This is a genomic window from Prauserella flavalba, from assembly GCF_003202235.1.
GTDB lineage: Bacteria > Actinomycetota > Actinomycetes > Mycobacteriales > Pseudonocardiaceae > Prauserella_A > Prauserella_A flavalba.
In genome coordinates this window covers 148,432-172,122 of the sequence record NZ_MASU01000015.1, presented here as the reverse complement: position 1 = coordinate 172,122, position 23,691 = coordinate 148,432, and the positions used below count along the sequence as shown (strand labels likewise).

Genomic DNA, 23,691 nt, shown 5'->3' with positions numbered 1-23,691 from the left:
GGGCAGCGGTTCCCTGGGCAGGTCCAGTGCGTCGAGCAGCAGCCAGCACGTCCTGCGCTCGGCGTCGGTCACCGGCACCCGGTGCCGCGCCAGCAGCTCGAGCGTGCCCCGCACGACGTCCGGTAGCCGTCCAGCACGCCGTGTTCCCGCGTGGACACCGGCGCGGCGAGTGCGGCCACCGCACCGGCGCCTCGACGCTCACGGACCACTCGGCAGTACCTCCTCGACCTCCAGCGCGCGGATGCTCTCGCCGCCCCGCATGATGAAGTCGGCCTTCCGGTCGGCGATCATGAGTGTTGCGTCCACGGCCAGGCCGAACCTAGGGTGCGATGTAAGACGTTACATTTTCCCTGGAGGTCGTGGTGGGCACGCGCGGACGGGTCACGAAGGTCAGCGTCGCCGACCTCGCCGCCGAGCTGGACGTGTCGACCGCGACGGTGTCGAGGGCGCTCAACGGCAGTCCCGCCGTGCGGCCCGAGCTCGCGCAGCGGATCCGGGAGCACGCCGAGGCGCGCGGCTACGTGGCGAACCGGATGGCGAGGGCGCTCAGCGCGAACGTGAGCCGAGCGTTCGTCGGCTTCGTCATCCCCTACGTCGACACACCCGCCTACTCGTCGGTCGCCGCCGAATGCGCGCGGCTGCTGTCCGCCGACGGCACGCAGCTGATCCTCACGATCACGGAGAACGACCCGGAGCGGGAGCTGCACCAGCTCAAGGACCTGGTCGCCAGCCGGGTCGCCGGGCTGATCATCTCGCCGAGCACCCACATCCTGGAGGCGAGCAAACAGCTGCTGTCGAACCTGCCCGTCGTGGAGTTCCACCGCGCGTGCGGGATCGCCGCCCCCGGTGTGTTCAGCGAGGACGAGCAGGCGATGTCCGAGGCCGTGCTGCACCTCGCGGCGCTCGGCCACACCAGGATCGGCTACCTCGGCACGCCGGAGGCGCTGTCGAACGGCGCCGCCCGGCTGCGCGGCCTGCACCGCGGGCTGGAGCTCGCCGGCCTGGACCGCGGAGCGGTCGCGATGCGGCTGCTGGAACCGACGACGGACAACGGCAAGCGTGGCGTGCGGGACCTGCTCGACGGCTCGCGCCCGCCCACGGCGCTGATCGTCGGCGGCGGCGCGCTCTCGATCGGCGCGGCACAGGCCGTGCACGAGAGCGGACGCCGGCTGCCCGACGAGCTGTCACTGGTGGTCTACGGGCATCCGAGCTGGTTCGCGTTGAGCGATCCCCCACTCACGCGGATCACCGTCGACTACCAGGACCTCGCCCTGCGCGCCGCCCGCCTCCTCAACACCGTGCTCGACAGCGGGCCCGCCCGTGGCGGCGAACCCGAGCCGCAGTTCGTCACGGCCCAGCTGCACCTCGCCGGATCGACCGGGCCTCCACCGAAGAGGGCTCACGCGAGCGACCGGAAGTCCCGCCGGTAGTAGACGGCGGGGGTGGCCGGGCGCAGGTGCGCGCGCTCGACCTCGCCGACCAGGATCGTGTGGTCGCCGCCCGGGTGACGTGCGTGCGTCGTGCAGTCCAGCCGGACGCAGGCCCGGTCGAGCGCGGGCAGCCCACGGTCGTCCACGGTGAACCCGGCGTCGGCGAACTTGTCCGCGCCCTTGCTCGCGAAGCGCAGCGCGAGGCCGGCGTCGGCGGGATCGATCACGTGCACCAGCCAGTGCGTGGCGCACTCGAAGACGGGATGGCACCGCGCCGACCGGGAGAGGCACACGAGCACGAGCGGCGGGTCCATCGACACCGAGCAGAAGGACGTCGCCGTGAAGCCCCACCACCGGCCGTCGCCGTCGGCGGTGGTCACGATGGTGACCCCGCTCGGGAAGCTCGCCATGGCCTCCCTGAACAACCGGGCAGGCTCACGTCGTCCCGGACTCGCGTCCACGCTCATGGCGTACGTCCCTTCGTCGGCTTGTCCGTCCTTTGTGGTCTTTCGAGGTAAGGTGTTTCAGCAACGCGATGTAATCGATTACATCCACGGCTCTGCTCGATGGAACACGACGGCCACCGGCGCCGTCAAGGGGCTTGACAGTGGGGCACCTCGTCGGGTTCGCTGAGGAACGAAGCCGATGTAATCGATTACATTCTTGATGTAAAGGATTACACAGCAGCCTGAGAAGGGACATCGATGTCCGCACGAGCACTGTCCGGTATCCGGGTCGTCGACGCGGCGACCCTCGCGGCCGGGCCGCTGGTGGCGACCTGGCTCGGCGAGTTCGGCGCCGAGGTGATCAAGGTCGAGCAACCCGGCGGCGGCGATCCGCTGCGCCAATGGGGCGCGCAACGAGACGGCGTCGGCCTGATGTGGAAAAGCCTGGGCCGCAACAAGAAGTCGGTGACCCTCGACCTACGGCAGGAGGCGGGGCGGGAGCTGCTGCGCGAGCTCGCCCGAGGAGCCGACGTGCTCGTGGTCAACTTCCGGCCCTCGACGCTGGCGAAGTGGAAGTTCGACTACGAGAGCCTCGCGGCCGAGAACCCGGGCCTGGTCCTGGTGCACGTCACCGGCTTCGGCGCGGGCGGGCCGAAGAGCGACCGGCCCGGCTTCGGCACGCTCGGCGAGGCCATGAGCGGGTTCGCGCACCTCACCGGCGAGCCGGACGGTCCGCCGACGCTGCCCTCGTTCATGCTCGCCGACGGCGTGGCGGCGCTCAACGCGACGTACGCGGTGATGATGGCGCTCTACCACCGGGACGTGCACGGCGGCGGCGGGCAGCTGATCGACGTCAACCTCATCGAACCGCTCGCGCGGCTCATCGAGCAGCCCGTGCTGACCTACGACCAGCTGGGCACCATCCCCGGCCGTACCGGCAACCGGTGGGAGATCAGCGCGCCACGCAACACCTACCGCACCAAGGACGGGCGCTGGCTCGCGATGTCGGGCAGCGCGCCGACGATCGCGAAGCGCGCGCTGCGGGCCATCGGCCGTCCCGAGCTCACCGAGGACCCCCGCTTCGCCGAGGCACAGCAACGGCTTCGCAACGCCGCGGAGATCGACCGGCTCATGGCCGAGTGGATCGCCGAGCGCACACTGGAGGACGCGATGGCGGTGTTCGAGCGGGCCGAGGTCGCCGCCGCGCCCGTGTACGACGCCGAACAGCTGCTCGCCGATCCGCAGCTGCGGGCCCGGGAGACCTATGTGGACGTTCCCGATCCCGACCTGGGCTCGATGCGGGTCCAGGGTCCGGTCCCCCGCATGTCGGCGACGCCGGGTCGCGTCGAGCATCTCGGCGCCGCGGTCGGCGAGCACAACGACGAGGTCTACGGCGAACTGCTCGGCCTGAGCGAGGACCGGCTCCGGCGGCTGCGCGCCGAGGGGGTGATCTGAGATGTCCCGTCCCGTCAGGGCCCGCCGTTCCGAGCTCGCGACGCCCGCCAGCAACGACTGGATGTTCGAGAAGGCCGCAAGGTCGGGTGCCGACCTCGTGTTCCTCGACCTGGAGGACGCGTGCGCGCCCGCCGAGCGCGAAGCGGCACGAGGCAAGGCGGTCACCGCGCTGCGCGAACTGGACTGGGGCCGCACCACCCGCGCGATCCGGATGAACGCGATCGACACGTGGTGGGCGCACGGCGACGTGATCGAGGTGGTGACCGGTGCGCGCGAGGCGCTCGACGTGATCATCGTGCCGAAGGTCCGCCGCGCACGCGACGTGTGGTGGGTCGACGTTCTCCTGACACAGCTGGAACAGCGGCTCGAGCTGGAGAGGCGGATCGGGCTGGAGGTGCTCATCGAGGAGGTCGAGGGCCTGCAGTACGTCGACGAGATCGCGCGCTCCAGCGACCGGCTCGAGGCGATCATCTTCGGCGCCGGGGACTTCTCGGCCTCGCAGGGCGCCCGCGTGGACACCAACTTCGATCCCGTCCTGCCCTACCCGGGCGACCTGTGGCACTACGCCCGCTCCCGGGTGGTGGTCGCCGCGCGCGCCGCCGGGATCGACGCGATCGACGCACCGTTCCCGAACTACCGCGCGCCGGAGGACTACCGCGTCGCCTGCGAGCGCGCGAGCGTCCTCGGCTACGTCGGGAAATGGGCCATCCACCCCAGCCAGGTCGAGATCGCCAACGACTGTTTCGCACCGACACCCAACGAGATCGCTCACGCCGAGAAGGTGGTCGCCGCCTATCGCGAGAGCGAAGCGGGCGGACGCGGCGCCACGGGCCTCGACGGGATGCTCGTCGACGCCGCCCACCTTCGCCACGCCGAGACGGTCGCCCGCAAGGCCGCCCTGCTTGGCATCAACGGACAGCACACCGAAAGGACACACCCATGACCCGTCAGATGACCCTCGTCGGCTTCATGCAGGCCGGCAACGTCACCGTCTACTCCGGATCGTGGCGCTACCCCTCCGCCGACCTCTCGTTCCTCACGATGGACTACTACCAGCGCATCGCGCGGACGCTGGAGCAGGGCAAGTTCGACCTCGTCTTCTTCGACGACCGGCTCGCGATGCCCGGGATCTACGGCGACTCCGTGGCTGAGGCGGTGCGGCGCGGCGCGCGGCCCATCAAGCTCGACCTCACCGCGGTGCTCGGCGGGATCATCGGCGCCACCAGCCGGATCGGGGTCGGCGCCACCTACTCGACGACCTACTACGAGCCGTTCCACGTCGCGCGGACGTTCGCCACGCTCGACCACCTCTCCGGCGGCAGGGCGGCGTGGAACGTCGTCACCTCGGTGAACGACTCGGAAGGGCAGAACTTCGGCCGCGACACCCACTTCGGACACGACGAGCGCTACGACCGGGCCCAGGAGTTCCTCGAAGCCACCACCGCCCTGTGGGACTCGTGGGACGACGACGCGCTGATCATGGACCAGGAGTCCGGCGAGTTCGCCGACCCGGCCAAGGTGCGCGAGATCAACTTCGAGGGCAAGTGGTTCAGGGTGCGGGGTCCGCTGACCGTGCCGCGCACGCCGCAGGGGCGGCCGACGATCCTGCAGGCGGGCTCGTCCGGCCGCGGCCGCGAGTTCGCCGCCGAATGGGCCGACCTCGTCTTCACCGCCGACCCCGGCCTTTCCGTGGCGCAGCAGCACTACGGCGACCAGAAGCAGCGCGTCGCCGACTTCGGGCGCGACCCCGACGACGTCAAGATCCTGCCGATGGCCTACGCGGTGGTCGGTGAGACCCAGTCGATCGCGGAGGAGAAGGAGCGGCTGTTCCTCGACGCCTACGTGCATCCGGCCGCCTCGCTGGCGCTGCTGTCCGAGGTGATGAACTACGACTTCGGCAAGCACGACCTCGACGACCCGGTCACCGCCGAGATGACCGAGGCCAGCTCGGGGATCCGCGGGCTCGCCGAAGGGGTCAAGCGGCACCTCAACCGCGATGACCTGACCGTGCGCGACCTCGCCGCGCACCGGGCGACCCTGCTGCAGGGTCCCCGGTTCGTCGGCACCCCCGAACGCGTCGCCGACCAGATGCAGGAGTGGTTCGAAAGCGGCGCCTGTGACGGGTTCGTGCTCGCGGCGACGCACCTGCCCGGCGCGTTCGAGGAGTTCGTGCGCATGGTGGTGCCGATCCTGCAGGAGCGCGGCCTGTTCCGGCGGGAGTACGAGGGCCCGACCCTGCGCGATCAGCTGGGCATCAAGCGCCCCGGCACCGTCCGCTGACGCGGCCGGACTGAACAACGTCGTTCAGCACTGGAGCACAAGGTGGTTTCCGGCCCATGACACTGCAGATCGTCTCGCTCGTCGTCCTCGTCGTCGCCTTCGTTCTCGGCACGACCCGTCCCCTCAACCTCGGCGTCATCGCCCTGGGTGCCACGTTCGCCGTGGGCATCCTCGCCGCAGGACTGTCCACTGAGGATGCGCTCGCCGGGTTCCCGGTGGAGCTGATGCTGATTCTGGTGGGCGTCACCTACCTGTTCAACGTGGCCAACGCCAACGGCACGGTCGACTGGCTGATCGCCAGCGCGGTGCGCATGGTCCGCGGCCGCACTGTGTTCATCCCGTGGATCATGTTCGGGGTGACCGCGCTGCTGTCGGCGATCGGCGCGGTGTTCTCCCCACCGATCGTCGCGCCGATCGCGCTGGCCTTCGCCGCGAGGAACCGCATCCCCCAGCCGATGATGGGCATCCTGGTCGTGCACGGCGCGGCCGCCGGGTCGCTGTCGCCGATCAGCGTCTACGGCGTCACCGTCGCGGGCGTGCTCGACCAGAGCGGCCTGCCGAGCGATCCGTGGGGACTGTTCGCTCTCGCCTTCGTCGCGAGCGTCATCCCGGCGATGATCGTCTTCGTGGCCTACGGCGGGTTGCGGCTCGGCCGCACCGGAACCGAGCCCGACGAGCCGACCGAGTCCGCCGAACCCGACGGCTCCGGCGGCGGGGTGCTGACGAGGACGCGGACCGCGGCGCCCGTGCTCACCCTGGACATCGCGCTCACGACGCTGGCGATCGCCGGGCTGTTCGTCGGCGCGGTGCTGGAACTGGACGTGGGACTGCTGGCGATCACGCTCGCCACGCTGCTCGGCCTGTACAAGCACCAGCACCACGCCGAGGCCGTGCGCAAGATCCCGTGGTCGGTGGTGCTGCTGGTCACCGGCACGATCACCTACATCGGGGTCATGCAGGAGATCGGGGCGATCGAGCTGCTGGGCGACGTCGCGCTCGGCGTGGGCGCGCCGATGCTCACGGTGCTGCTGCTCGGTTACGTGGCAGGCATCGTGTCGGCGTTCGCCAGCTCGGCGGGCACCATCGCGGCGCTTACCCCGCTCGCGGTGCCGTTGCTGCAGAACTCGACCATGTCGGTGCTCGCGGTGGTGGCGGTGATCGCGATCTCGGCGACGATCGTCGACGTGAGCCCCTTCTCCGGCAACGGAGCCGCCGTGATCGCCAACGCGACGGAGGACGCACGTGACCGCGTGTACCGCACGCAGCTCGTGTACGGCGGGATCGTGGTGCTGCTCGCGCCCGCCCTGCTGTGGCTGACGATCATCCTCCCGTCGTCGGGATGAGCCCCGCCCAACCGGCACGCGCGGAACCGGCCCGCCATTCCCGATCGGAGCGGCGGGCCGGCCGTCTCACGCCGCGGAACCGGCCCCGGCCCGCAGCCGCGCCAGCGCCTCGTCGGCGGTGAGGCACCCGGCGGTGGTGAGGTCGAGGTTCGCCAGCGAGGCCGCGTGCACCGTCTCGTCGGCCGCGGCCACGCAGTCGCTGACCACGTGCACGGTGAACCCGAGATCGGTGCCGTGGCGTGCCGTCTGCTCGACCGTGAGGTTGGTGGCGACGCCGGTGACGAACAGCGTGTCGATGCCGCGCCCGGTCAGCAGGGCGGCGAGCTCGTTGCCGGCCAGACCGGACAGCTTCTGGTTGTCGACGGTCCGCGCGCCGTCGGCCAGCTCGGGAACGAGCTGCGAGCCCGGCGCGTCCGGCCGGAACGCCTCCTGCGCCTCACCGACCGCGCGCATGAAGCCGGTGTTGCGCACCAGCCCGCCCTCGCCCTCGGGGATCGTGAACCGCGTGAAGAAGACCGGCACCTCGGCCGCCCGGTGAAAGGCAGCCGCCCGCTCGACCACGCCGCTGCGGGCCACCGGTTCACTCAGCATGCCTCCGAAGAAACCCTCCGGCTTGATCACGTTCACCTGCCAATGCAGGGCCAGCACGGCAGCGCGCCCTGAAGTGCTCGTCATTCCCCCACACTGCACCAGAAAACGCGCGGGCGTCCACCACGGTGCCGGTCCCGGCCCGTACCCGCTCACGGTCCGCGCAGCGCCGAGGGCGGCACGCCGAAGGTCCGGGTGAACGCCGCGGTGAACGCGGCCGGGGAGGCGTAGCCGAGGTCCCCGGCGACGCGGGCGATCGCGTGCTCGCGCAGCAGCGGCACGGCCGCGATGAGCCGGGCACGGACGCGCCAGGCCGAGGGGCTCGTGCCGAGCTCGGCACGGAAGCGGCGCACGAGCCCGCGTTCGCTCAGCGCCAGCCGCCGGGCCCAGTCCGCGTTGGTGACGCCCGGCTCCGGGTGCGCGAGGTAGTCCCGGCACAGCGCGGCGAGTTCCGGCTCCGAGGGCAGCCCGACGTGCAAAGGCAGCGGAGTCAGGGCCGCGATCTCGAACAGCAGCAGGCTCGCGATCGCGCCCTCGCGACCGGCGAGATCGTAGTTCGGTCCGAAGTCGACGGCCACCAGCAGCAGTTCGCGCAACAGCGGCGTGACCTCGACGACCGTGCACACCGCTGGCCACCACGGCACCGCGGCGGGCTCGAGGTAGAGGCTGCGCGTGCTCGCCTCCAGCATCCGGATGCGGTGCCGGGTTCCGGCGGGGATCAGCACGGCGCGCTCACTCGGGACCGTCCACGTGCCATCGTCGGTTTCGGCGATCATGCTCCCTGTGGCGCTGTAGAGGAACTGCGCCCTGCGGTGGGTGTGCCACTCCAGCACGTGCCCGGGCTCGTAGTCGGTGCCGATGGGCAGCACGTCACGCGGCACCCGGTCGTAACGCTCGTAGGGCACGTTCCGCACCCGGCGAGCATACTGGCCGGGTCTCGAAAGAACGTGGCGGATCATCGATTGTCGGCCAGCGCCGGACCGGCTGGAATGGACCCCCGTGGACGTGGCTCTCCTGCTGTTCGGCGTCGGGATCCTCACCGGAACGACGACCGTCCTGTTCGGCTTCGGCGGCGGGTTCGTGACGGTGCCCGTGATCGTCGGGGTGGACACGGCGCTCGGTGCCGACGCCGCGCACGTCGCCGTCGCCACGTCGAGCGTGGTCATGGTCGTCAACGCGCTGGTCGCCACCGCCGCGACCGACCGGGGCGTGCTCGGCCTGCTGCGGGGAAGGGCCGGGCTCGTCGGGCTGCTCGCCCTCGGCGGGGCGGCGGGCGCCGTCGCCGCGCACTTCGCGCCGTCGGCGCTGATCACCTGGGGCTTCGTCGGCTACGTCACGGGCACGATCGTCGACGTTCTCGCCCGGCCGGGGTTCCTGCGCCCGGCCGCCGCCGGGGCGGCACCGGGCCGGGCGACGGTCACGACCGGCGCGGGTCTGCCGATCGGTGCGGTGGCGTCGTTCCTCGGCGTCGGCGGCAGCGTGCTGACCGTCCCGCTGCTGCGCCGCGCCGGTCATCCGATGCGGGTCGCGACGTCGCTCGCCAACCCACTCACACTCGCGATCGCCACCCCGGCGCTGGCGGTGTTTCTCGCGCAGCACACCGCGATCGGCGGTGCAGGAGGCGTCGCGCTTGTCGGCGCGGTCGACGTCGGCGCCGCCGCGGCCCTGCTCACCGGTGCCCTGCCGGTGATCGTGGCCCTGCGCCGACGCCCGCCACGGCTTCCCGACCACGGGTACGCGTGGACCTACGTGGGTCTGCTCGCGCTCGTCGCCGTCGCGATGGTCGTGACCACGGTGTGAATGCGATTGCGCCAATTTCCGCCCCGGAAGTCGCCAGGAGCGGAGACGACGAACATGCGGCAGCACACGGCGCGGCCCGGAATCCGGCCGTGGTGAGCGCTGTCGCGCGCCTGTCGAGCGGCAGCCGCGGCCGCCGCCCATCGGGAACCGATCCGGGCGGCTTTCGCCACTTGGCACACCGGGTTTGCCGACAGCTGAACCGCATCCTGGCGGGAAACACGATCACGGAGGGCTGGCCGAGTCGGCCGCGGCGGCGGCACGGGTTCACTCCAGCCGCAGCGGACCCGCCCCGTGGAGCTGGATCTCGGGAACGAAGCAGGCGGCCGAAGTACGGAGCAGGAATCGCACGGTCTCGGCGACGTCCTCCGCGGGGAGTTTGCCGTCGGACTCCGCCCAGGACGCACCCGGAGTGTCGACGAGGGCGGGACAGATGGCGGTGAACTGGACGCCGTGCTGGGCGCACTCGCGATGGGCGCCGGCACAGAAGGCGCGCTGGGCCGCCTTGGTCATGCCGTAGGGCACCACGCCCGGCTGCGGCTCCACGCCGACCAGGGAGGAGATCACGGCCACGAGGGCCTTCCCGTGTTCCCGCCCCGCCTTCTCGAGGTGCGGCACGGCGGGCGAGACCAACCGGGTGAGCGCACGGACGTTGAGGTCGATCTGCAGGTCGAGCTGCCGCCCGGTCTGCTCGCCGACCGCACCGAAGAGGCCCACGCCCGCGCTGTGCACGAGGACGTCGAGCCTGCCGTGGCGTTCGAGGTGAGCCTCGAGGACGGCGTGCGCCGCGCCGTCCTCGGCGAGGTCCGCGGGAGCGGCGTGGGTTCGGTGCGTGCCGAGCGTGTCGCGGGCGACGGCGATCCGGTCGGGGTCGCGTGCCACGAGGGTGAGGTCGTAGCCGAGTTCGGCGAGTGCGGTGGCGACGGCGAGACCAATCCCGCTGCTGGCACCGGTGACGAGGGCTGCTCGAGAGTCGCCGGTCACGGCGCGGTCACCTCCGGTGAGTTCGGCGGGGCGGCCTCGTTGGCGGTTCGAGCGCGCCGCGCCCGGGGCACGAGCGTCACGAGCACGGCTCCGAGCAGCGCCGGGGCGGCGAACGCGTAGAACAGCCAGGCGGTGGGCAACTGGGCGGAGAGCAGCATGCCGCCGTAGAGCGGACCGAGGATGCCCCCGAGGCGCCCCACCGAGAGGGCCGTGCCGATCGCGGTGGCTCGCACGTGGACCGGATACCGGCTCGCGACGAACACGTTGATCAGGATCTGGGTTCCCACGGTCCCGACGCCGGCCAGCACGACCGCGGCGTACAGGAGCACGATCGGCAGTGGAGAGCTGAGGACGACGATCCCCGCAACGGCGAGCAGGAACGAGCCTGCGATGGCGCGCTGCGACCCGATGCGATCGGCGAGACGTCCCACGAACAGCGGCCCCACCGCGGTGCCGAGGTTGAGCACGATGAGGAACGTCAGCGCGGATCCGAGCTCGTAGCCGGCGGACCGCATGAGTTGCGGAAGCCACGTGTACAGCCCGAACAGGACCAGCAGCGACGCGAACGTCGTCAGGCAGAACAGCACGGTGGCCACGGCGTGGTCGCGGGAGAAGAGCACGGAGAGCCGCCCGGCCCCCGTGGCGGGTTCGTCCGAGGCCTTCGCCGGGGCCACCACGCCCGCATCGAGCCGCAGCCGCGTGGTCCAGCGGCGAAGGGCGTCGTGGCGGCCGGTGGCGTGCAGGAAGACCAGCGACTCGGGCAGGTAGCGCACCGCGAGGGGTAGCACGACCAGTGCGGCGAGCCCGCCGATCAGGTACTCGGCCCGGAAACCGGCCGCGGGAACGACGACGGCGGCGACCACCGCGGCCAGCGCGCCTCCGGTGCCGACGCCGGCGAACGCCAGCGCCGTGTTGAGGTTGCGCCGCCGCGGCGGGGAGAACTCGTAGACCAGTGCCGCGATGGAGGGCAGCACGCCGCCGACGCCGAGCCCCACGAGGATCCTCCCCAGCGCGAACAGCGGGACACCGGGCGCGAGAGCACACAGCAGCATCGCCGCCGAGAACACCGTGACACTGGCGATGATGAGCCTGCGGCGGCCGACGAGGTCGGTCAGCAGTCCGACGAGGATCGCACCGGCGAGCATTCCGATCGGGGTGAGAGTGCCGAGCAGACTCGCCTGCGCGACGGTGAGCTGCCAGGAACCGTCGGCGAGCATGAAGGGCAGGGCCGCACCATAGGCGATGACGTCATAGCCTTCGAGGGTCATGCAGGCGAGGCACAGCAGGAGCACGCTCCGTGGTGTGCGGGCGATTCCGGACGGGGGCGGGGACACGAACATGGCGACGTTGCCTTTCGAACGGTCCTGAAGGGATCTTTTCCGGCCCGGACGTCCTCGCGGAGCGAGGTCGGCCGGGCGTTGCCGCGCAACGGGTTCAGGGCCGCGCGAGCTCGTAACGCTCTGCCAGCCAGCCCGCGATCTCGGCGGCGGCCAGTTCGTTGCCGGTGGGCTGTCCCTCGGCGATGGCGCCGCCGAAGTGCAGCCCGCGCACGGCGGTGGTGGTGAGGTCGTCGGCACCGAGCGCGCCGATCATCCGGCGGGAGTCGGCGGGGAAAGCCGCCTGGTCACCGGTCAGTTCGAGGAACAGGGTGGGAACGGTGACGCCGGGAGCGCAGCGGACGAAGTCGGCGTTGGAGGACAGTCCCGACCACGTCGACAGCCACGCTTCCGGAGTCGTCAGCCTGCCGAAGCCCACCTGGCCGTAGTTGATGAGATCGGGGCGCTTGCCGAACAGGGATCCGTACGGGCGTTCGCTCGGGTCGAGCGAAAGGTCGACGGTGCGGGGGTCGGCGTCGGTGCGGTACACGGTGATGATCCGTGGCGCGAGCGACCGGCGGCGGTCCTCGGCCCGGCCGCCTGCCTTGAACGCCGCGCGTGCCTCGGCGGTGCGGGCGAGGTGCCCGCGGGCGACCGCGTCGATGCGGGCGACGCGGTCGCGCTGGGCCGCTCGGTACCGCGGGAGGAACTCCTCGCTGTAGGACGAGCTGGCCGGTGGCTCGGCGAATCCGTTGGCGGGGTTGAACGGATCCAGCTCTGCCACGACGGAGAGCGGGTCGGACTCGTCGGCGACCGAGGGGTCGATGCAGGCCAGCAGGAGCTGGCCCTGCCCGGGGTGCGGGGCGAGAAAGACGGCGCCGTCGGCGAGCGGCATGTCCGCGTCGGCGAGCCTGGTGGGGCGGCCGCCGGGAGTGGTGACGATGCGCGCGCCCGGTTCGCGTGCCGCCTGTTCGAGGTAGAAGGCGTAGAGAGTGCCGCCGCCGGAGTGTCCGAGTAGGACGATCGAGTCGAATCCGCGTTCCCGCAGGAAGACCAGGCCCGCGGCGACGTCGTGCAGCGCCTGCTCGTGAACCAGGGTGAGGTCGTTGTTGACGGAGCGGGTGTGCTGGGTCCACACCGCGGTTCCGGCTCGCAGCAATAGCGGCACGAGTGGGTGGTGCGTGACGTCCTGCCGCGGATGCATGAGACAGACGACGGTGCGCGCGCCCGGTACCGTCGCGAGAATTCCGCGCACGGTGGCGCCGTCCGCGGTGGTCAGCTCGTGCACCGTGGTGACTGTCGAGGCGGGCCGTTCCCCCTCTGCGAGGTAGCGGTCCGCACCGAGCCGGGCCGTCGAGTCGTTGCCGGTCACGCCGGTTCCACCCGCAGTGCGTCCTTGTCGTGCTGGGTGATGTGGCTGTCGCGGGCGACCCCGCCGACGGCGGAGTACCAGACGGCGTGGCGGCAGCCGGTGGCGCGGCGGTCGATCACGATGGGGCCGGCCGCGCTGATCTCGAAGTAGGGGCCGACGCGGCCGACGGTCACCTCGGGGTCCTCGCCGGCGACCTTGGCCAGCGGGGTGTTCTCCGGAACGTCGAGAACGTAGAGGGTGGTCACCGCCCCGCCTCCTGCTCGCTGCGGGTCAGCTCCCAGTCGGCGGCCCGCTCCACGATCAGCTCCGCCTTCCGGGCCAGCAGCTTGCCGAACGTCGGCTCGGGCTCGCTCACGACGTCGAGCAGTGCGTCGATGGTGAGGTTCGCGTCCAGGTCCTCCTGTGGCGTCACCGGTCGCATCGCGCGCGTGATCTCGAACATGTAGCCGTTGGGGTCGTGGGTGTAGATCGACTCGATGGTCTCGTGCTGGATCTGCATCTCCACCGGCCAGTCGCTGGCGTCGAGGCGGCGCCGGTACTCCAGCAGGTCCTCGTCGCTGTCGACGTGGATCGCGAGGTGGCGCGACCGCACGAAGAACTCCGGTACCTCCGCGCCGAAGCGGGCGTAGACGTCGCCCTTCGCGCCGGGTGCGCCGCCGATCTCCGTGCCGGTGCCGAAGTAGTAGAAGAAGGCGATCCGGTCGCCGTTGCCGATGTCGAAGAAGAAGTGGATGAAGTCCGGGTGGTCCTCCGGTCCCCAGCCCGCCGCGCAGATCGAGTGCACGACCGGGAAGCCCAGCACGTCCCGGTAGAAGCGCACCGTGGCGGCGGGGTCGAACGTCGGGAAGGCGACGTGGTCGACCCCCTGTACCCGGTGGTCCAACTCCGTCATGGCCAACCTCCTGCAGACAAGGATTTGCGACTTGTTCCGCCAACGGTACGCGTCAGTCTACGAGTGAGTCAACAGTTTGACGCGAGCGACGATTCGGTGGGCGGGTCCGACGAAAAAAGCCGGGCCCGAACGGTGCGGGCCCGGCTGTGACGGTCGGGGGTCAGTTCTTGAGGATGCGTTCGAGGTGGTCGAGGTCCTGGCGCAGCATCTTCAGCGCGGCCTCCGGCCCCTCGCCGTCGAGGGTGTGGTGGTCGGCTCGCCGCAGTGCGGCGATCGCCATGTCGGCGAGCTGTTCGGTCACGTCGTCCGCGTTGTCGCGGCCGTCGGGGTGGAACCACCACGCCACCCAGTTGCACATGCCCAGCACGCCCAGCGCGGCCACCCGGGCGTCGACCGGCCGGAACAGCCCCGCCCTGATGCCGTCCTCGATGACCTCGGCGATCGTCTTGAGCACGGCGCGGCGGCTGTCGTCGTAGGCCGAAGTCAGCTCCTCCGGCAACTCGGCCTCCGAGCGGATGAGCAGCCGGAACCTCGCGGGCTGCGTCGCGCGGCGCCGCACGATGATCTCCACGATGGCGCGAAGCTGCGCCACCGGGTCGAGGTCACCTCCCGCGATCAGCTTCCTCAGCTCGTCCAGCGGGCCGTTGGTGACCTCCGTGACGAGCTTGGCGAGCAGTTCGTCCTTGCTTTTGACGTAGTAGTACAGAGCCGGGCGGGTGATGCCGATCGCGTCGGCGATGTCCTGCAGGCTGGTTCCGGCGAAACCGCGCTCGGCGAAGAGCCGGGTGGCCTGTTCGTACATCTCGTTCTCGACGAGCTCGCGGCGAGCGGTGGTGGCGCGCGCCGGCTTCTCGCCGCCGCGCTCACCGTTGCCGTCCGCGCGTGCGGCCGGCGCCTCGGCCTTCTTCCGCGCGGACGTCCGCCGTGAGCTACTGGTCATGGCGTCATCTTAGGGGAGACAGGGCGGCCGTCCGTGTCATCGTGCCGCCGAAGCCGGTTGCGGGGCCGCCAGCAGCGTGCCCGCGCCGGGCAGCACGGTCGGCAGGCCGAGGTGCCGCAGCAGGGTGAACGCACCGGCCGTGGCGGCGGAGAGGACGGGGATCCCGAACTCCGCCTCGGCCGGTTCGACCAGGTCCAGCGACGGCATCTGCACGCACGCTGAGATGACGAGGGCATCGGCGCCGGAGAGATCCAACGCGCGCGCGGCGTCCAGGACCCGGTCGCCGGGAATGCAGCCGACCTCGGCGTTGTCGCCCACCTCGAGCGCGGCCCAGTCGAGTACCTCGAGCCCCTCGGCCTCCAGATAGGCGACCACCTGCTCGGCGAGGGGGCGCAGATAGGGCGTGACCAGCGCGATGCGGCGAGCACCGAGCGCGGCGAGACCCTCGACCAGTGCCCCGGCACTGGAGAGCACCGCCGGCCGCTGCCCGCCTGCCGCGAGCTGCTCGGTGACCGCCGCCTCGGTGCGCCGGTGTTCCCCCGGCCCCTGCGCCATGAGGGCCACCAGGCAGGCGTACAGCACGGCGTCCACACCCGCGTCGGCCAGTTCGCTCACGCACCGCTCCCGCTGCGCGTTCATCGCCCGCAGCTCCTCCGGGGAGACCTGGTGCATCCTCATCCGGCTGGAGTGGAAGGAGAACCGTGCCTCGGCATGGCGACCGAGCAACGCGGGGACCTCGGTTTCGACGGTGACGTTGGAGCTGGGCACGACGAGCCCGATCCGGCGGGTGGTCACAGGTTTCGTCCTGAGGTTGTCGCGGGCGCCGTGCCGACGGGATCAGCGCCCGCGGCGAGTTCAGCGTCGACCTTCCTGGTGATGTCGGCGTGCAGGCGCTTCTTGTCCATCTTTCCGACGAGGGTGCGCGGGATCTCCGGGATGTGCTCGACGCGTTCCGGCCATTTGAACTTGGCCACCTGGAGGTCCGCGAAGTGCTGCTGGATCTCCGGCAGGCTCAGCGGTTCGCCCTGCACGACGACGTAGGCGCAGGTGCGCTCGCCGAGCCGGGGGTCGGGCATGGCGACCACGGCCGCTCCGGTGATCCGAGGGTGCCGGAGCAGCAGCGACTCCACCTCCTCGGCGTTGATCTTCTCCCCGCCCCGGTTGATGAGGTCCTTGATCCGCCCCTCGATCGTGATGTACCGCTCTCCGCCGATCTCCCGGATCGAGGCGAGGTCGCCGGTCCGGTAGAAACCGTCGGAGGTGAACGCGGTCGCGTTGTGCGGCGCGGCGTCGAAGTACCCGCGCAGCGTGTACGGACCCCGGCAGCAGAGCTCCCCGATCTCCCCGTCGGCGACCTCGGTCTCGGTACCAGGACTCAGAATCCGAACTTCGTCCATTGGGGACAGTGGGGTTCCGACGGTGGTCGCGCGCGCCTCCCGTGGGGAGCCCGGCCGGGTGGTGATGAACAGCCCCTCCCCCATCCCGAACAACTGTCCCGACCAGAGCCCGAGTCGCTCCAGTTCCTCGAAGAGAGCGACCGGCACCTTCGTTCCCGACAGCACCACTTCCCTGGCCGACCTGGTGGCCTCACGGAAACCGGGAGCCCCGACCGCCTTGAAGTGCCCGTGGCCGAGCAGCACGTGTGTGGCGCCCTCCGTGGCCAGCAAGGGCAGCGAGGCGTCGAGGTCCGCGGTCCCGAGGACGAGGCACGCTCCCACACTGTGCGGACCGTGGACAGCGCACACGATGCCCGCGTTGTGGATGATCGGAATCAGGTGGGCCACGCGGGTGTCCGGGCTCCAGCCCCACGACCGCGCGTACTCCAGCGCGTTGTACCAGTACTCGGCGTGCAGCCGCGGAATCACCTTGGGCACACCGGTGGTGCCGCCGGAGAGCTGGAAGGCCGCGACGTCATCGGGATCGATGCCACGCTGGATGTCCTCGACGGTCTCGCGCGCGGTTCGCGGTTCCAGATCGGCGCCCAGCGACTCGATCGGCACGCCCGCGGTGTTCCCGGTCCCGCCCACCACCAGCACGTGGCGCAGCGTCGGGTGGTCCCGCCGCTGTTCGACGGCGAAGGCGACCAGGTCGAAGCCGCGCGTGCCCGCCTCCACCAGGTGGGCGACGGCGCCGACCCTGCGGCTGATCTCGCCGATCTCGTGGCCACGATGGGCGGCCAGGGTGCACACGGGCACCAGACCGGCCTTGAGCACGCCGTACCAGGCGAGGATCGCCCCGAGCCGGTTCGTGACCTGGAACAGCACCGGGTCACCGGGCACCAGCCCGAGCCCGGCGAGACCGGCCGCGAGGAGATCCGTCCGCTCGTCGAGTTCGCGGAAGGTCAGCCGCCCGTCGAGCGCGACGACGGCGTCGCGGTCAGGGTGGGCGAGCGCCACGGCGTGCAGTTCCTGCGCGATCGTGCGCGTACCCCACAGGCCCGCTTCCCGGTACCGGCGCGCCATCTCGCCGGGATAGGTGACGAGCCGTTCGCCCCACCGTCCTGTCCTCATGCCTCCTCCTCGGTGAACGAGACCAGGTCACAGCGCGCGCTGACCAGGCCCGCGGCGAGGTCGGCACGCAGCTCTGCGGGGCCCTCCACGACGATAAGCCCGCCCACTTCGGCACGAACCCGTTCGGCCAGGTCGAGTCTGGTCAGCACGGCCGGGCGATCGTCGGGGCCGGCGAACCGGAAGCCGTCCGCGCCCTCCTGCCGGGCCCGGCGAGCCCGCTCGACGACGGCGTCTCCGGCCCCGCCCCAGGGGTCGGAGACGGCATCGGTGAACGTCGGCATCGCGAGCCCGTCGGGACGGCTCGCGAGAACCCGGCGGGGGAACGTCGTGTCCCCGTGCCGCAACGGCTGCTCCAGCACCCAGTCGACGAGGTCGCGTCCCGGGGGTGTCGCGTGCGCGTACTGCTCGGCCGCGGCGGTGACGACCTCAGGGCTGGTGGCGGCGAAGCGGGCGAGAGGGACGTTGCCCGCCCTGGTCATGTAGGCGACCATCAGGCGCTCGACGGGGAGGTCGAGCCGGGAAGGGAAGGACTCCCACCACAGCTGGCTCCGCCGGGCGAGTTCCTGCAGCCGTTCGACGGCCGGGCGGCGGGTCGCCTCGTACCGCGCGAACGCGGCGTTCGCGTCCGGCTCCCCGGCCAGGGCTTCGACCAGGCTGATGGCGTCCTCCATCGCGAGCTTCGTGCCCGAGCCGACGGAGAAATGGGCGGTGTGCGCGGCGTCGCCGAGCAGCACGGTCCGTCCCGAGGACCAGCGCTCGCACCGCACGGTCCTGAACCGGGTCCAGCGAGTCCGGTTGCCGATCAGCGGATGTCCCCGCAGCCGCTCCGCGAACACCGTCTCCAGGTAGCGCAGCGAGGTGATGTCGGAGTCATCTGGCGGCGTCGCGTCAGTGGATGCGTCGAACCCGGCGCGTCGCCACGTCTCCTCGTCCGTTTCGATCAGGAACGTGCTGCGCCCGCCCGAGTACGGGTAGGCGTGGGTCACGAAGACCCCGTGCTCGGTCTCCACGGGTGCGAACACCGCGTCCGGCAACGCGAACCCCGCGCCACACCACAGATAAAGCCCACGCCCTACTTCGATGTGCTCGCCGAAGTCGCCTGCGCTCCGGGTGGCGCTGCTGACCCCGTCGGCGGCGACCACGAGGTCGGCGTCGAGCTCGTCGGCCGCGCGCCGGGTGCCGTACTCGATGCGCACCCCGGCCTTCTCGGCGTGCCGTTGCAGTACGGCGAGCAGTTCCGTCCGGGCCACCCCGATCAGCCGGTCGTTGCGGACCCGGACGCTCCGGTTCCCCACGCTCATGGTCATGTCGTGCCGGCATCCCGCGGCCACGAGGTCGCGCAGCGTGTCCGCGTCGGCGGCCTCGAGCTTGCGTTGCGTCCCGGCCGCCAGCCCGACCCCGAAACCGAACGTCGTGTCCGGGTCACCCTGCTCGTGGACCACCACGTCGCACGACGGCTGCGCCAGCTTCAGCAGGCGTGCGGCATAGAGGCCACCCGGGCCCCCGCCGAGCACCGCGGCGCGGCGTATTTGCATCCCGACCTCCAGGTTGACGGCGGATCCGCCCGTTGACTTGAACGTAGAGTATTCGACGCTAACGACGACAAGTCAAGGGTGACTCTCTTGACTACCGACATGAGCGTTTAATAGTCTACGTATTCGTAACCAGTCGTGGAGCCTGGGCGTGCCCACCTCGTTGGTGCCCCTGCGGCCTCCTTCCACGCAAAGGAGCGTGAGTCATGGCGTATGTCATCGGCGTGGACGTGGGCGGCACGTTCACCGACGCCGTTCTCGACGACGACGCGGGGACCGTTCTCGCGGCCAAGTCGCCGTCAACCCCGCCTGACTACTCCCGGGGTGTCCTGGACGTGCTGGAGCTGCTCGCCGAGCAACTCGGCAAGCCGCTGCCGGACATGCTCGCCGAAACGCACCACATCGCGCACGGCACGACGTCCTCGCTCAACGCGCTCGTGATGGGCAACGTGCCTCCGGTCGGCTTCCTGACCACCAAGGGCCACCGCGACTCGATCTTCATCATGAACGTGGAGGGCCGCTATCTCGGCCGCTCACCGCACGAACTGCAGAACGTGCTCGGCCAGGCCAAGGACCACGGCCTGCTGCCCAAACGCCACGCGCTCGAGGTGACCGAGCGGATCGACCGCGACGGCAACGTGGTCGTCGGCCTGGACGAGGACGAGGCGCGCGCCGCGATCCGCGCGCTACTCGACGACGGGGTGCGCGCGATCGCGGTGTCACTGCTGTGGTCCTTCCGCAACCCCGTCCACGAACGCAGGCTGCGCGAGCTGGTCGCCGAGCAGGACCCGGACGTCTTCGTCGCGCTCTCCAGCGAGGTCAGCCCGCGCATCCGCGAGTTCGCCCGCAACGCCACCACGATCATGAGCACCCAGATCGGACCGGGGCTGCGCGACTACCTGAACACGCTGGAGGAAACGCTCCGCCAGGACAAGCTCGCCGGCCCGTTGCTCGTGATGCAGAGCAACGGCGGCGCCGTGGCCGCCAAGGAGGCACCGGCATCGGCGATCAGCACGGTCGGCTCCGTCCTCACCGGCGGTGTCGTCGGCTCGGTCGCGCTGGGCCGCCAGCTCGGCCACCGCAACATCATCTCGACCGACGTCGGCGGAACCACGTTCCTCGCCGGGCTCGTCGTCGACGGCGAACCGGTCCGCGACACGACGACGGTGATCAACCACCACCCGATCAACGTGCCCACCCTGCGGGTCGACGCGATCGGGTCCGGCGGGGGCGCGATCGCCTGGCTCGACGCGGGCGGGAACCTGCGCATCGGCCCACGCAGCGCACAGGCCGTGCCCGGCCCCGCCTGCTACGGCAACGGCGGCACCGAGCCGACCAACACCGACGCCAACCTCGTGCTCGGCATCCTGCCCGAGCGCGGCCTGCTCGGCGGCCGCAAGCCGCTGTCCGTCGAGCTGGCGCGGCAGGCCATCGACACCCAGATCGCCAAGCCGCTCGGGCTGACGGTCGAGGAAGCCGCCGCCGCGATCTACACCGTGCAGAACGCGCAGACCGGTGACCTGCTGCGCAAGACCGTCGTCGAGGCCGGACACGATCCGCGCGACTTCGTGCTCTACGCCTTCGGCGGTGCCGGACCCGCGCACTGCGCGGGATACGCCGCCGAAGTCGGGGTCGACGAGGTGGTGGTTCCGCTCGGGCCGGTCGCCTCCGCGTTCTCCGCGTTCGGCCTCGCCTCCTCCGACATCGCGCTGGCGGCCGAACTGTCGGACCCCACCCTCGTTCCCTTCGACCCGGCACGCGCCGAGCGGAACTTCCACGAGCTCGAGCGGCGGGTTCGCGAAGGGCTCGACCGGCAGGGCGTGCGATTCGAGACCGTCGAGCTGCACCGCGAGGTGGACATGCGCTACAGCATGCAGCTCGCGGAGGTGACCGCCCCGGTGGTGAGCGGCCCGCTCGACCAGGCGGCGATCGACGAAGCGGCCGCGGCGTTCGAGGAGCGTTACGCCGCGCTGTACGGCAAGGACGCGGGTTTCCGGGAGGCGGGCATCCAGGCCATCACCTTCCGCGTCCGCGGAATCGGGGTGCTGCCGTTCTCGCCCGAACTGCCCGGGGTTGCGGCCGCCGGGTCGGCGGACCCGGCGGAGGCCCGGTCAGGCAGCCGTCCGGTGTGCCTCGACGCCACGAACGGTTACGTCGACACCTCGGTCTACGACTACCGGAAGCTGCGCGCCGGGCACGTGCTCGATGGCCCGGCCATCATCGAAGTTCCCACGACGACCGTCGTCGTCCCGGGCGGCACCACCGGCACGGTGGACGCGCTCGGCAACGTGACCATCCGCCGCACCGCCGCTAGGAGTGCCTCATGAGCATGCCAATCCTCGGATCCGAGGTCTTCTCGAGCCGTCCGGTCAATCCGGACGAGCTGCAGCGCTCACTACCGTCCACAGTGGAAACCCACACCGTGACCCAGGAGCAGATCGACCGGCTCGACCCGCTCACCTACGAGGTGGTGCGCCATCGCCTGTGGTCGGTCACCGACGAGATGGGCGAGGCGCTCAAGCGCATGTCCGGCTCGCCCATCGTGACCGACGCCAACGACTTCGACTTCGCGATCTCCGACGAGCTGGGCCAGGAGGTGCAGGTCGGCCTCTACAACACGATGCTCGTCGGCGCGGTCGACCTCGCCATCTACTGGACGCTGCGCCACCGCGCGGTCAATCCCGGCATCGCCGAAGGGGACATGTTCCTCACCAACGATCCCTGGGTCGGCGGAGGGCTGCACCAGAACGACGTCATGGTCTACCAACCCGTCTTCCACGACGGGAAGCTGTTCGGCTGGACCAGCGCGCTGTGCCACGAACCGGACCTCGGCGGTGTCGGGCTCGGGTCCTTCTCCCCCGCGGCGGAGGACGTCTTCTCCGAGTCACTGCCCACCCCGCCGGTGAAGGTCGTACGGGACTTCCAACTGCAGCGCGACGTCGCCGACGTGTGGATCCGGCGCTCCCGGGTGCCGATGCTCGTCGGTCTCGACCTGCGCGCCAAGATCGGCGCCAACAACGTCGGCCGGGAACGGCTGCTCGCCCTGATCGAGCAGTACGGGGCCGACACGGTCAAGGCCGTGATGAAGCGGATGATGTCCGACGCCGAGTCCCGGCTGCGGGCCAAGCTGTCGAGCCTGCCCGACGGCAGCTGGTCGGCCACCGGCTACCAGGACCAGTCCCACGAGGGCGACCGGAACCTCCACAAGATCACCGTCACCACCACGAAGACCGGCGACCACCTGACGTTCGACTTCACCGGCACCGACCCGCAGTCAGGCGTCATCAACTGCACCTACGCCGGCATGCGCGGTGGGGTCATGCTCGCCCTCCTGCCGATACTGGCCGGCGACATCCCCTGGTCGGCAGGCGGGCTCATGCGCTGCTTCGACCTCGTCACCGAGGAGGGCACGCTCAACAACGCCACCTACCCCGCCGCCGTCGGCCGCGGCCCGATCGGACCCGCGTGGCTCACCGGCAGCCTGATCGCCGAATGCCTGTCGCAGATGCTCGACCGCGACCTCGAACTGGGCAAGAACGTGCAGGCGACCTGTTGCGGCACCTGGGACACGGCGGTGATGGCCGGGCTCGACGAGCGCGGCGAGCAACCCGCACCGTTCCTCAACATCATCATGGAGCCGATGGCCGGCGGATACGGCGCGCGGCCGCACGCCGACGGCATCGACACCGGCGGGCTGTTCTGCATTCCCATGGGCCGCGTGCCCGACGTCGAGATGACCGAGTTCCTCTACCCGGTGCTCGCGCTGTGGCGGCGGGAGGTACCCGACTCGGGCGGGCCGGGCCGACACCGCGGCGGGCTCGGTGCGTCAATAGCCATCACCCCGCACGGCACGAGTGTCCCGATGGGACTCGTGCTCGCCTCGGCGGGCAAGGCCGTCGCGCAGAACGCCGGGCTCGCGGGCGGCCATCCGGGCAACAGCGGCCTGGACGTGCTCGCCCGGCGCAGCCGCGTCGCCGACCTGCTCGCGTCCGGCCGCATCCCCAGCGAACTGGAGGAGCTCAGCGACACCCTGGAGCCCGGCCAGAACTACGCCTCCAGCTACCTGGCTCCCGGCGAGGTGTTCGTGATGACCTGGCAGGGCGGCGGAGGTTACGGCGATCCGCTGACAAGGGATCCCGAGGCGGTCGCCAGGGATCTTCGGGAACAGAAGATCTCCGCCGACAGCGCTCGGGCCGTGTACGGAGTGATCGTCGAGAACGGCGTGGTGAACCGACCCGCGACCACCGCCGAACGGGAGCGGCAGCGCTCCGTGCGCCGGGACCGCTCCCGCGTCCTGCGGCCGACCACGGGCCGCCGGATCAACCCCGACTCCGCCAGGCGACTCGACGACAACCTCGTCGAAGGCACGGACGCCGGAACGGCGGTCGTGGCGTGCCGCCATTGCGGCGACGTCCTCGGTGAGACCGGAGTGCCAGCTGCCGAACTCTCACTCGCCGCCTACGAGGGCTCCCCTGCCGAGGCGGGACCACAGATCATCGCCGACGCGGCCGACTACGTCGACGCGCCCGTGGTCTTCCGACAGTATTGCTGCCCGACCTGCTGGACGGCGCTCTACTCGGCGGTCGTACCCGCCGACCACCCGATGCCTCCGCTCGCAGGGCTGGCCGCGACCTCGGCAGTGTGAGCGGTTCGGCCGGGTGGGCGGGCGGCGCCGTCCACCCGGCCAGGCCCGCGGGGCGGTCGACCGCAGATCCGGCGGGGCGGCGCTCGTCGCCGTCGCGATGGTCGTCCGTCGCACTGCCTGAACCCCGATAGAGGGGTTCGTCACAGAAGAACGCGGAACGC

General features: G+C 71.0%; 20 protein-coding genes. 8 read left to right on the top strand and 12 right to left on the bottom strand.

The annotated features are described in order from the left end of the window. Positions 1-362 precede the first annotated feature (362 nt). Positions 363-1,430 (top strand): LacI family DNA-binding transcriptional regulator, encoded by a 1,068-nt coding sequence (locus BA062_RS32970; protein WP_146240119.1) that lies wholly within the window; start codon positions 363-365, stop codon positions 1,428-1,430. Here the strand turns inward: BA062_RS32970 and BA062_RS32965 are convergent. Continuing rightward, positions 1,400-1,840: a flavin reductase family protein gene (locus BA062_RS32965; RefSeq protein WP_210407064.1), complete on the bottom strand. Its 441-nt coding sequence runs from the start codon at positions 1,838-1,840 to the stop codon at positions 1,400-1,402. The genes BA062_RS32970 and BA062_RS32965 overlap by 31 nt on opposite strands. Positions 1,841-2,134: 294 nt before the next feature. Here BA062_RS32965 and BA062_RS32960 point away from each other — a divergent pair, with 294 nt between their 5' ends. From BA062_RS32960 to BA062_RS32945, 4 genes are read left to right on the top strand one after another with little or no spacing between them, the layout of a single operon-like run. Next, positions 2,135-3,331 (top strand): CaiB/BaiF CoA transferase family protein, encoded by a 1,197-nt coding sequence (locus BA062_RS32960; RefSeq protein ID WP_110343049.1) that lies wholly within the window; start codon positions 2,135-2,137, stop codon positions 3,329-3,331. Between the two features lies 1 nt (position 3,332). Beyond that, positions 3,333-4,274: an HpcH/HpaI aldolase/citrate lyase family protein gene (locus tag BA062_RS32955; RefSeq protein WP_110343048.1), complete on the top strand. Its 942-nt coding sequence runs from the start codon at positions 3,333-3,335 to the stop codon at positions 4,272-4,274. Next, positions 4,271-5,611: an LLM class flavin-dependent oxidoreductase gene (locus tag BA062_RS32950; protein WP_245960121.1), complete on the top strand. Its 1,341-nt coding sequence runs from the start codon at positions 4,271-4,273 to the stop codon at positions 5,609-5,611. Before BA062_RS32955 ends, BA062_RS32950 begins: the two co-directional genes overlap by 4 nt. A gap of 56 nt (positions 5,612-5,667) precedes the next feature. Further along, complete coding sequence (locus BA062_RS32945; RefSeq protein WP_110343046.1) at positions 5,668-6,954, top strand: SLC13 family permease; 1,287 nt, start codon at positions 5,668-5,670, stop codon at positions 6,952-6,954. Positions 6,955-7,020: 66 nt separating this feature from the next. Here the strand turns inward: BA062_RS32945 and BA062_RS32940 are convergent, their stop codons facing one another. Together BA062_RS32940 and BA062_RS32935 are read right to left on the bottom strand one after the other, a co-directional pair. Next, on the bottom strand, positions 7,021-7,629 hold the full coding sequence (locus BA062_RS32940) for a cysteine hydrolase family protein (RefSeq protein ID WP_110343045.1): 609 nt from the start codon (positions 7,627-7,629) through the stop codon (positions 7,021-7,023). A 65-nt stretch (positions 7,630-7,694) separates the two neighbouring features. After that, a complete protein-coding gene (locus BA062_RS32935; RefSeq protein WP_110343044.1) occupies positions 7,695-8,456 on the bottom strand; it encodes an AraC family transcriptional regulator in 762 nt (253 codons plus the stop codon). An 85-nt stretch (positions 8,457-8,541) separates the two neighbouring features. Between BA062_RS32935 and BA062_RS32930 the strand changes: the two genes are divergently transcribed. Then, positions 8,542-9,342 carry a sulfite exporter TauE/SafE family protein gene (locus BA062_RS32930; protein ID WP_110343043.1) on the top strand — a complete coding sequence of 267 codons (801 nt, stop codon included), beginning with the start codon at positions 8,542-8,544 and terminating at the stop codon, positions 9,340-9,342. Positions 9,343-9,606: 264 nt separating this feature from the next. On the opposite strand, the gene BA062_RS32925 is transcribed toward BA062_RS32930, so the two are convergent. The 9 genes from BA062_RS32925 to BA062_RS32885 all read right to left on the bottom strand — a co-directional run bounded on the left by BA062_RS32925 (position 9,607) and on the right by BA062_RS32885 (position 18,888). Continuing rightward, positions 9,607-10,323 (bottom strand): SDR family oxidoreductase, encoded by a 717-nt coding sequence (locus tag BA062_RS32925; protein WP_110343042.1) that lies wholly within the window; start codon positions 10,321-10,323, stop codon positions 9,607-9,609. Next, complete coding sequence (locus BA062_RS32920; RefSeq protein WP_168214160.1) at positions 10,320-11,615, bottom strand: MFS transporter; 1,296 nt, start codon at positions 11,613-11,615, stop codon at positions 10,320-10,322. The genes BA062_RS32925 and BA062_RS32920 overlap by 4 nt, the downstream gene beginning before the upstream one ends. A 142-nt stretch (positions 11,616-11,757) precedes the next feature. Then, the gene (locus tag BA062_RS32915; protein WP_110343040.1) at positions 11,758-13,011 is read right to left on the bottom strand and encodes an alpha/beta fold hydrolase; all 1,254 of its coding nucleotides are present in this window, start codon (positions 13,009-13,011) and stop codon (positions 11,758-11,760) included. Further along, a complete protein-coding gene (locus tag BA062_RS32910; RefSeq protein WP_110343039.1) occupies positions 13,008-13,256 on the bottom strand; it encodes a hypothetical protein in 249 nt (82 codons plus the stop codon). The genes BA062_RS32915 and BA062_RS32910 overlap by 4 nt, the downstream gene beginning before the upstream one ends. After that, entirely contained in the window at positions 13,253-13,903 is a 651-nt protein-coding gene (locus BA062_RS32905) for a VOC family protein (protein WP_110343038.1), read from the bottom strand. Before BA062_RS32905 ends, BA062_RS32910 begins: the two co-directional genes overlap by 4 nt. Positions 13,904-14,063: 160 nt before the next feature. After that, entirely contained in the window at positions 14,064-14,843 is a 780-nt protein-coding gene (locus tag BA062_RS32900; RefSeq protein ID WP_110343037.1) for a TetR-type transcription factor C-terminal domain-containing protein, read from the bottom strand. A gap of 36 nt (positions 14,844-14,879) precedes the next feature. Next, complete coding sequence (locus BA062_RS32895; RefSeq protein ID WP_110343036.1) at positions 14,880-15,638, bottom strand: maleate cis-trans isomerase family protein; 759 nt, start codon at positions 15,636-15,638, stop codon at positions 14,880-14,882. Further along, a complete protein-coding gene (locus BA062_RS32890; protein ID WP_110343035.1) occupies positions 15,635-17,353 on the bottom strand; it encodes a (2,3-dihydroxybenzoyl)adenylate synthase in 1,719 nt (572 codons plus the stop codon). Before BA062_RS32890 ends, BA062_RS32895 begins: the two co-directional genes overlap by 4 nt. Beyond that, the gene (locus BA062_RS32885) at positions 17,350-18,888 is read right to left on the bottom strand and encodes an FAD-dependent monooxygenase (protein WP_110343034.1); all 1,539 of its coding nucleotides are present in this window, start codon (positions 18,886-18,888) and stop codon (positions 17,350-17,352) included. Before BA062_RS32885 ends, BA062_RS32890 begins: the two co-directional genes overlap by 4 nt. Positions 18,889-19,091: 203 nt before the next feature. Between BA062_RS32885 and BA062_RS32880 the strand changes: the two genes are divergently transcribed. Next, positions 19,092-21,212, top strand: a complete 2,121-nt coding sequence (locus tag BA062_RS32880; RefSeq protein WP_110343033.1) for a hydantoinase/oxoprolinase family protein — start codon at positions 19,092-19,094, stop codon at positions 21,210-21,212. Further along, a complete protein-coding gene (locus BA062_RS32875; RefSeq protein WP_110343032.1) occupies positions 21,209-23,530 on the top strand; it encodes a hydantoinase B/oxoprolinase family protein in 2,322 nt (773 codons plus the stop codon). Before BA062_RS32880 ends, BA062_RS32875 begins: the two co-directional genes overlap by 4 nt. The last annotated feature ends 161 nt before the right edge of the window (positions 23,531-23,691 follow it).

Bases quoted from the DNA above. Each gene is read 5' to 3' on its own strand.
- BA062_RS32945 (WP_110343046.1), top strand. From the start codon at position 5,668: ATGACACTGCAGATCGTCTCGCTCGTCGTCCTCGTCGTCGCCTTCGTT.
- BA062_RS32940 (WP_110343045.1), bottom strand. From the start codon at position 7,629: ATGACGAGCACTTCAGGGCGCGCTGCCGTGCTGGCCCTGCATTGGCAG.
- BA062_RS32960 (WP_110343049.1), top strand. From the start codon at position 2,135: ATGTCCGCACGAGCACTGTCCGGTATCCGGGTCGTCGACGCGGCGACC.
- BA062_RS32885 (WP_110343034.1), bottom strand. From the start codon at position 18,888: ATGCAAATACGCCGCGCCGCGGTGCTCGGCGGGGGCCCGGGTGGCCTC.
- BA062_RS32965 (WP_210407064.1), bottom strand. From the start codon at position 1,840: ATGGCGAGCTTCCCGAGCGGGGTCACCATCGTGACCACCGCCGACGGC.
- BA062_RS32950 (WP_245960121.1), top strand. From the start codon at position 4,271: ATGACCCGTCAGATGACCCTCGTCGGCTTCATGCAGGCCGGCAACGTC.
- BA062_RS32875 (WP_110343032.1), top strand. From the start codon at position 21,209: ATGAGCATGCCAATCCTCGGATCCGAGGTCTTCTCGAGCCGTCCGGTC.
- BA062_RS32900 (WP_110343037.1), bottom strand. From the start codon at position 14,843: ATGACCAGTAGCTCACGGCGGACGTCCGCGCGGAAGAAGGCCGAGGCG.
- BA062_RS32955 (WP_110343048.1), top strand. From the start codon at position 3,333: ATGTCCCGTCCCGTCAGGGCCCGCCGTTCCGAGCTCGCGACGCCCGCC.
- BA062_RS32880 (WP_110343033.1), top strand. From the start codon at position 19,092: ATGGCGTATGTCATCGGCGTGGACGTGGGCGGCACGTTCACCGACGCC.
- BA062_RS32890 (WP_110343035.1), bottom strand. From the start codon at position 17,353: ATGAGGACAGGACGGTGGGGCGAACGGCTCGTCACCTATCCCGGCGAG.
- BA062_RS32905 (WP_110343038.1), bottom strand. From the start codon at position 13,903: ATGACGGAGTTGGACCACCGGGTACAGGGGGTCGACCACGTCGCCTTC.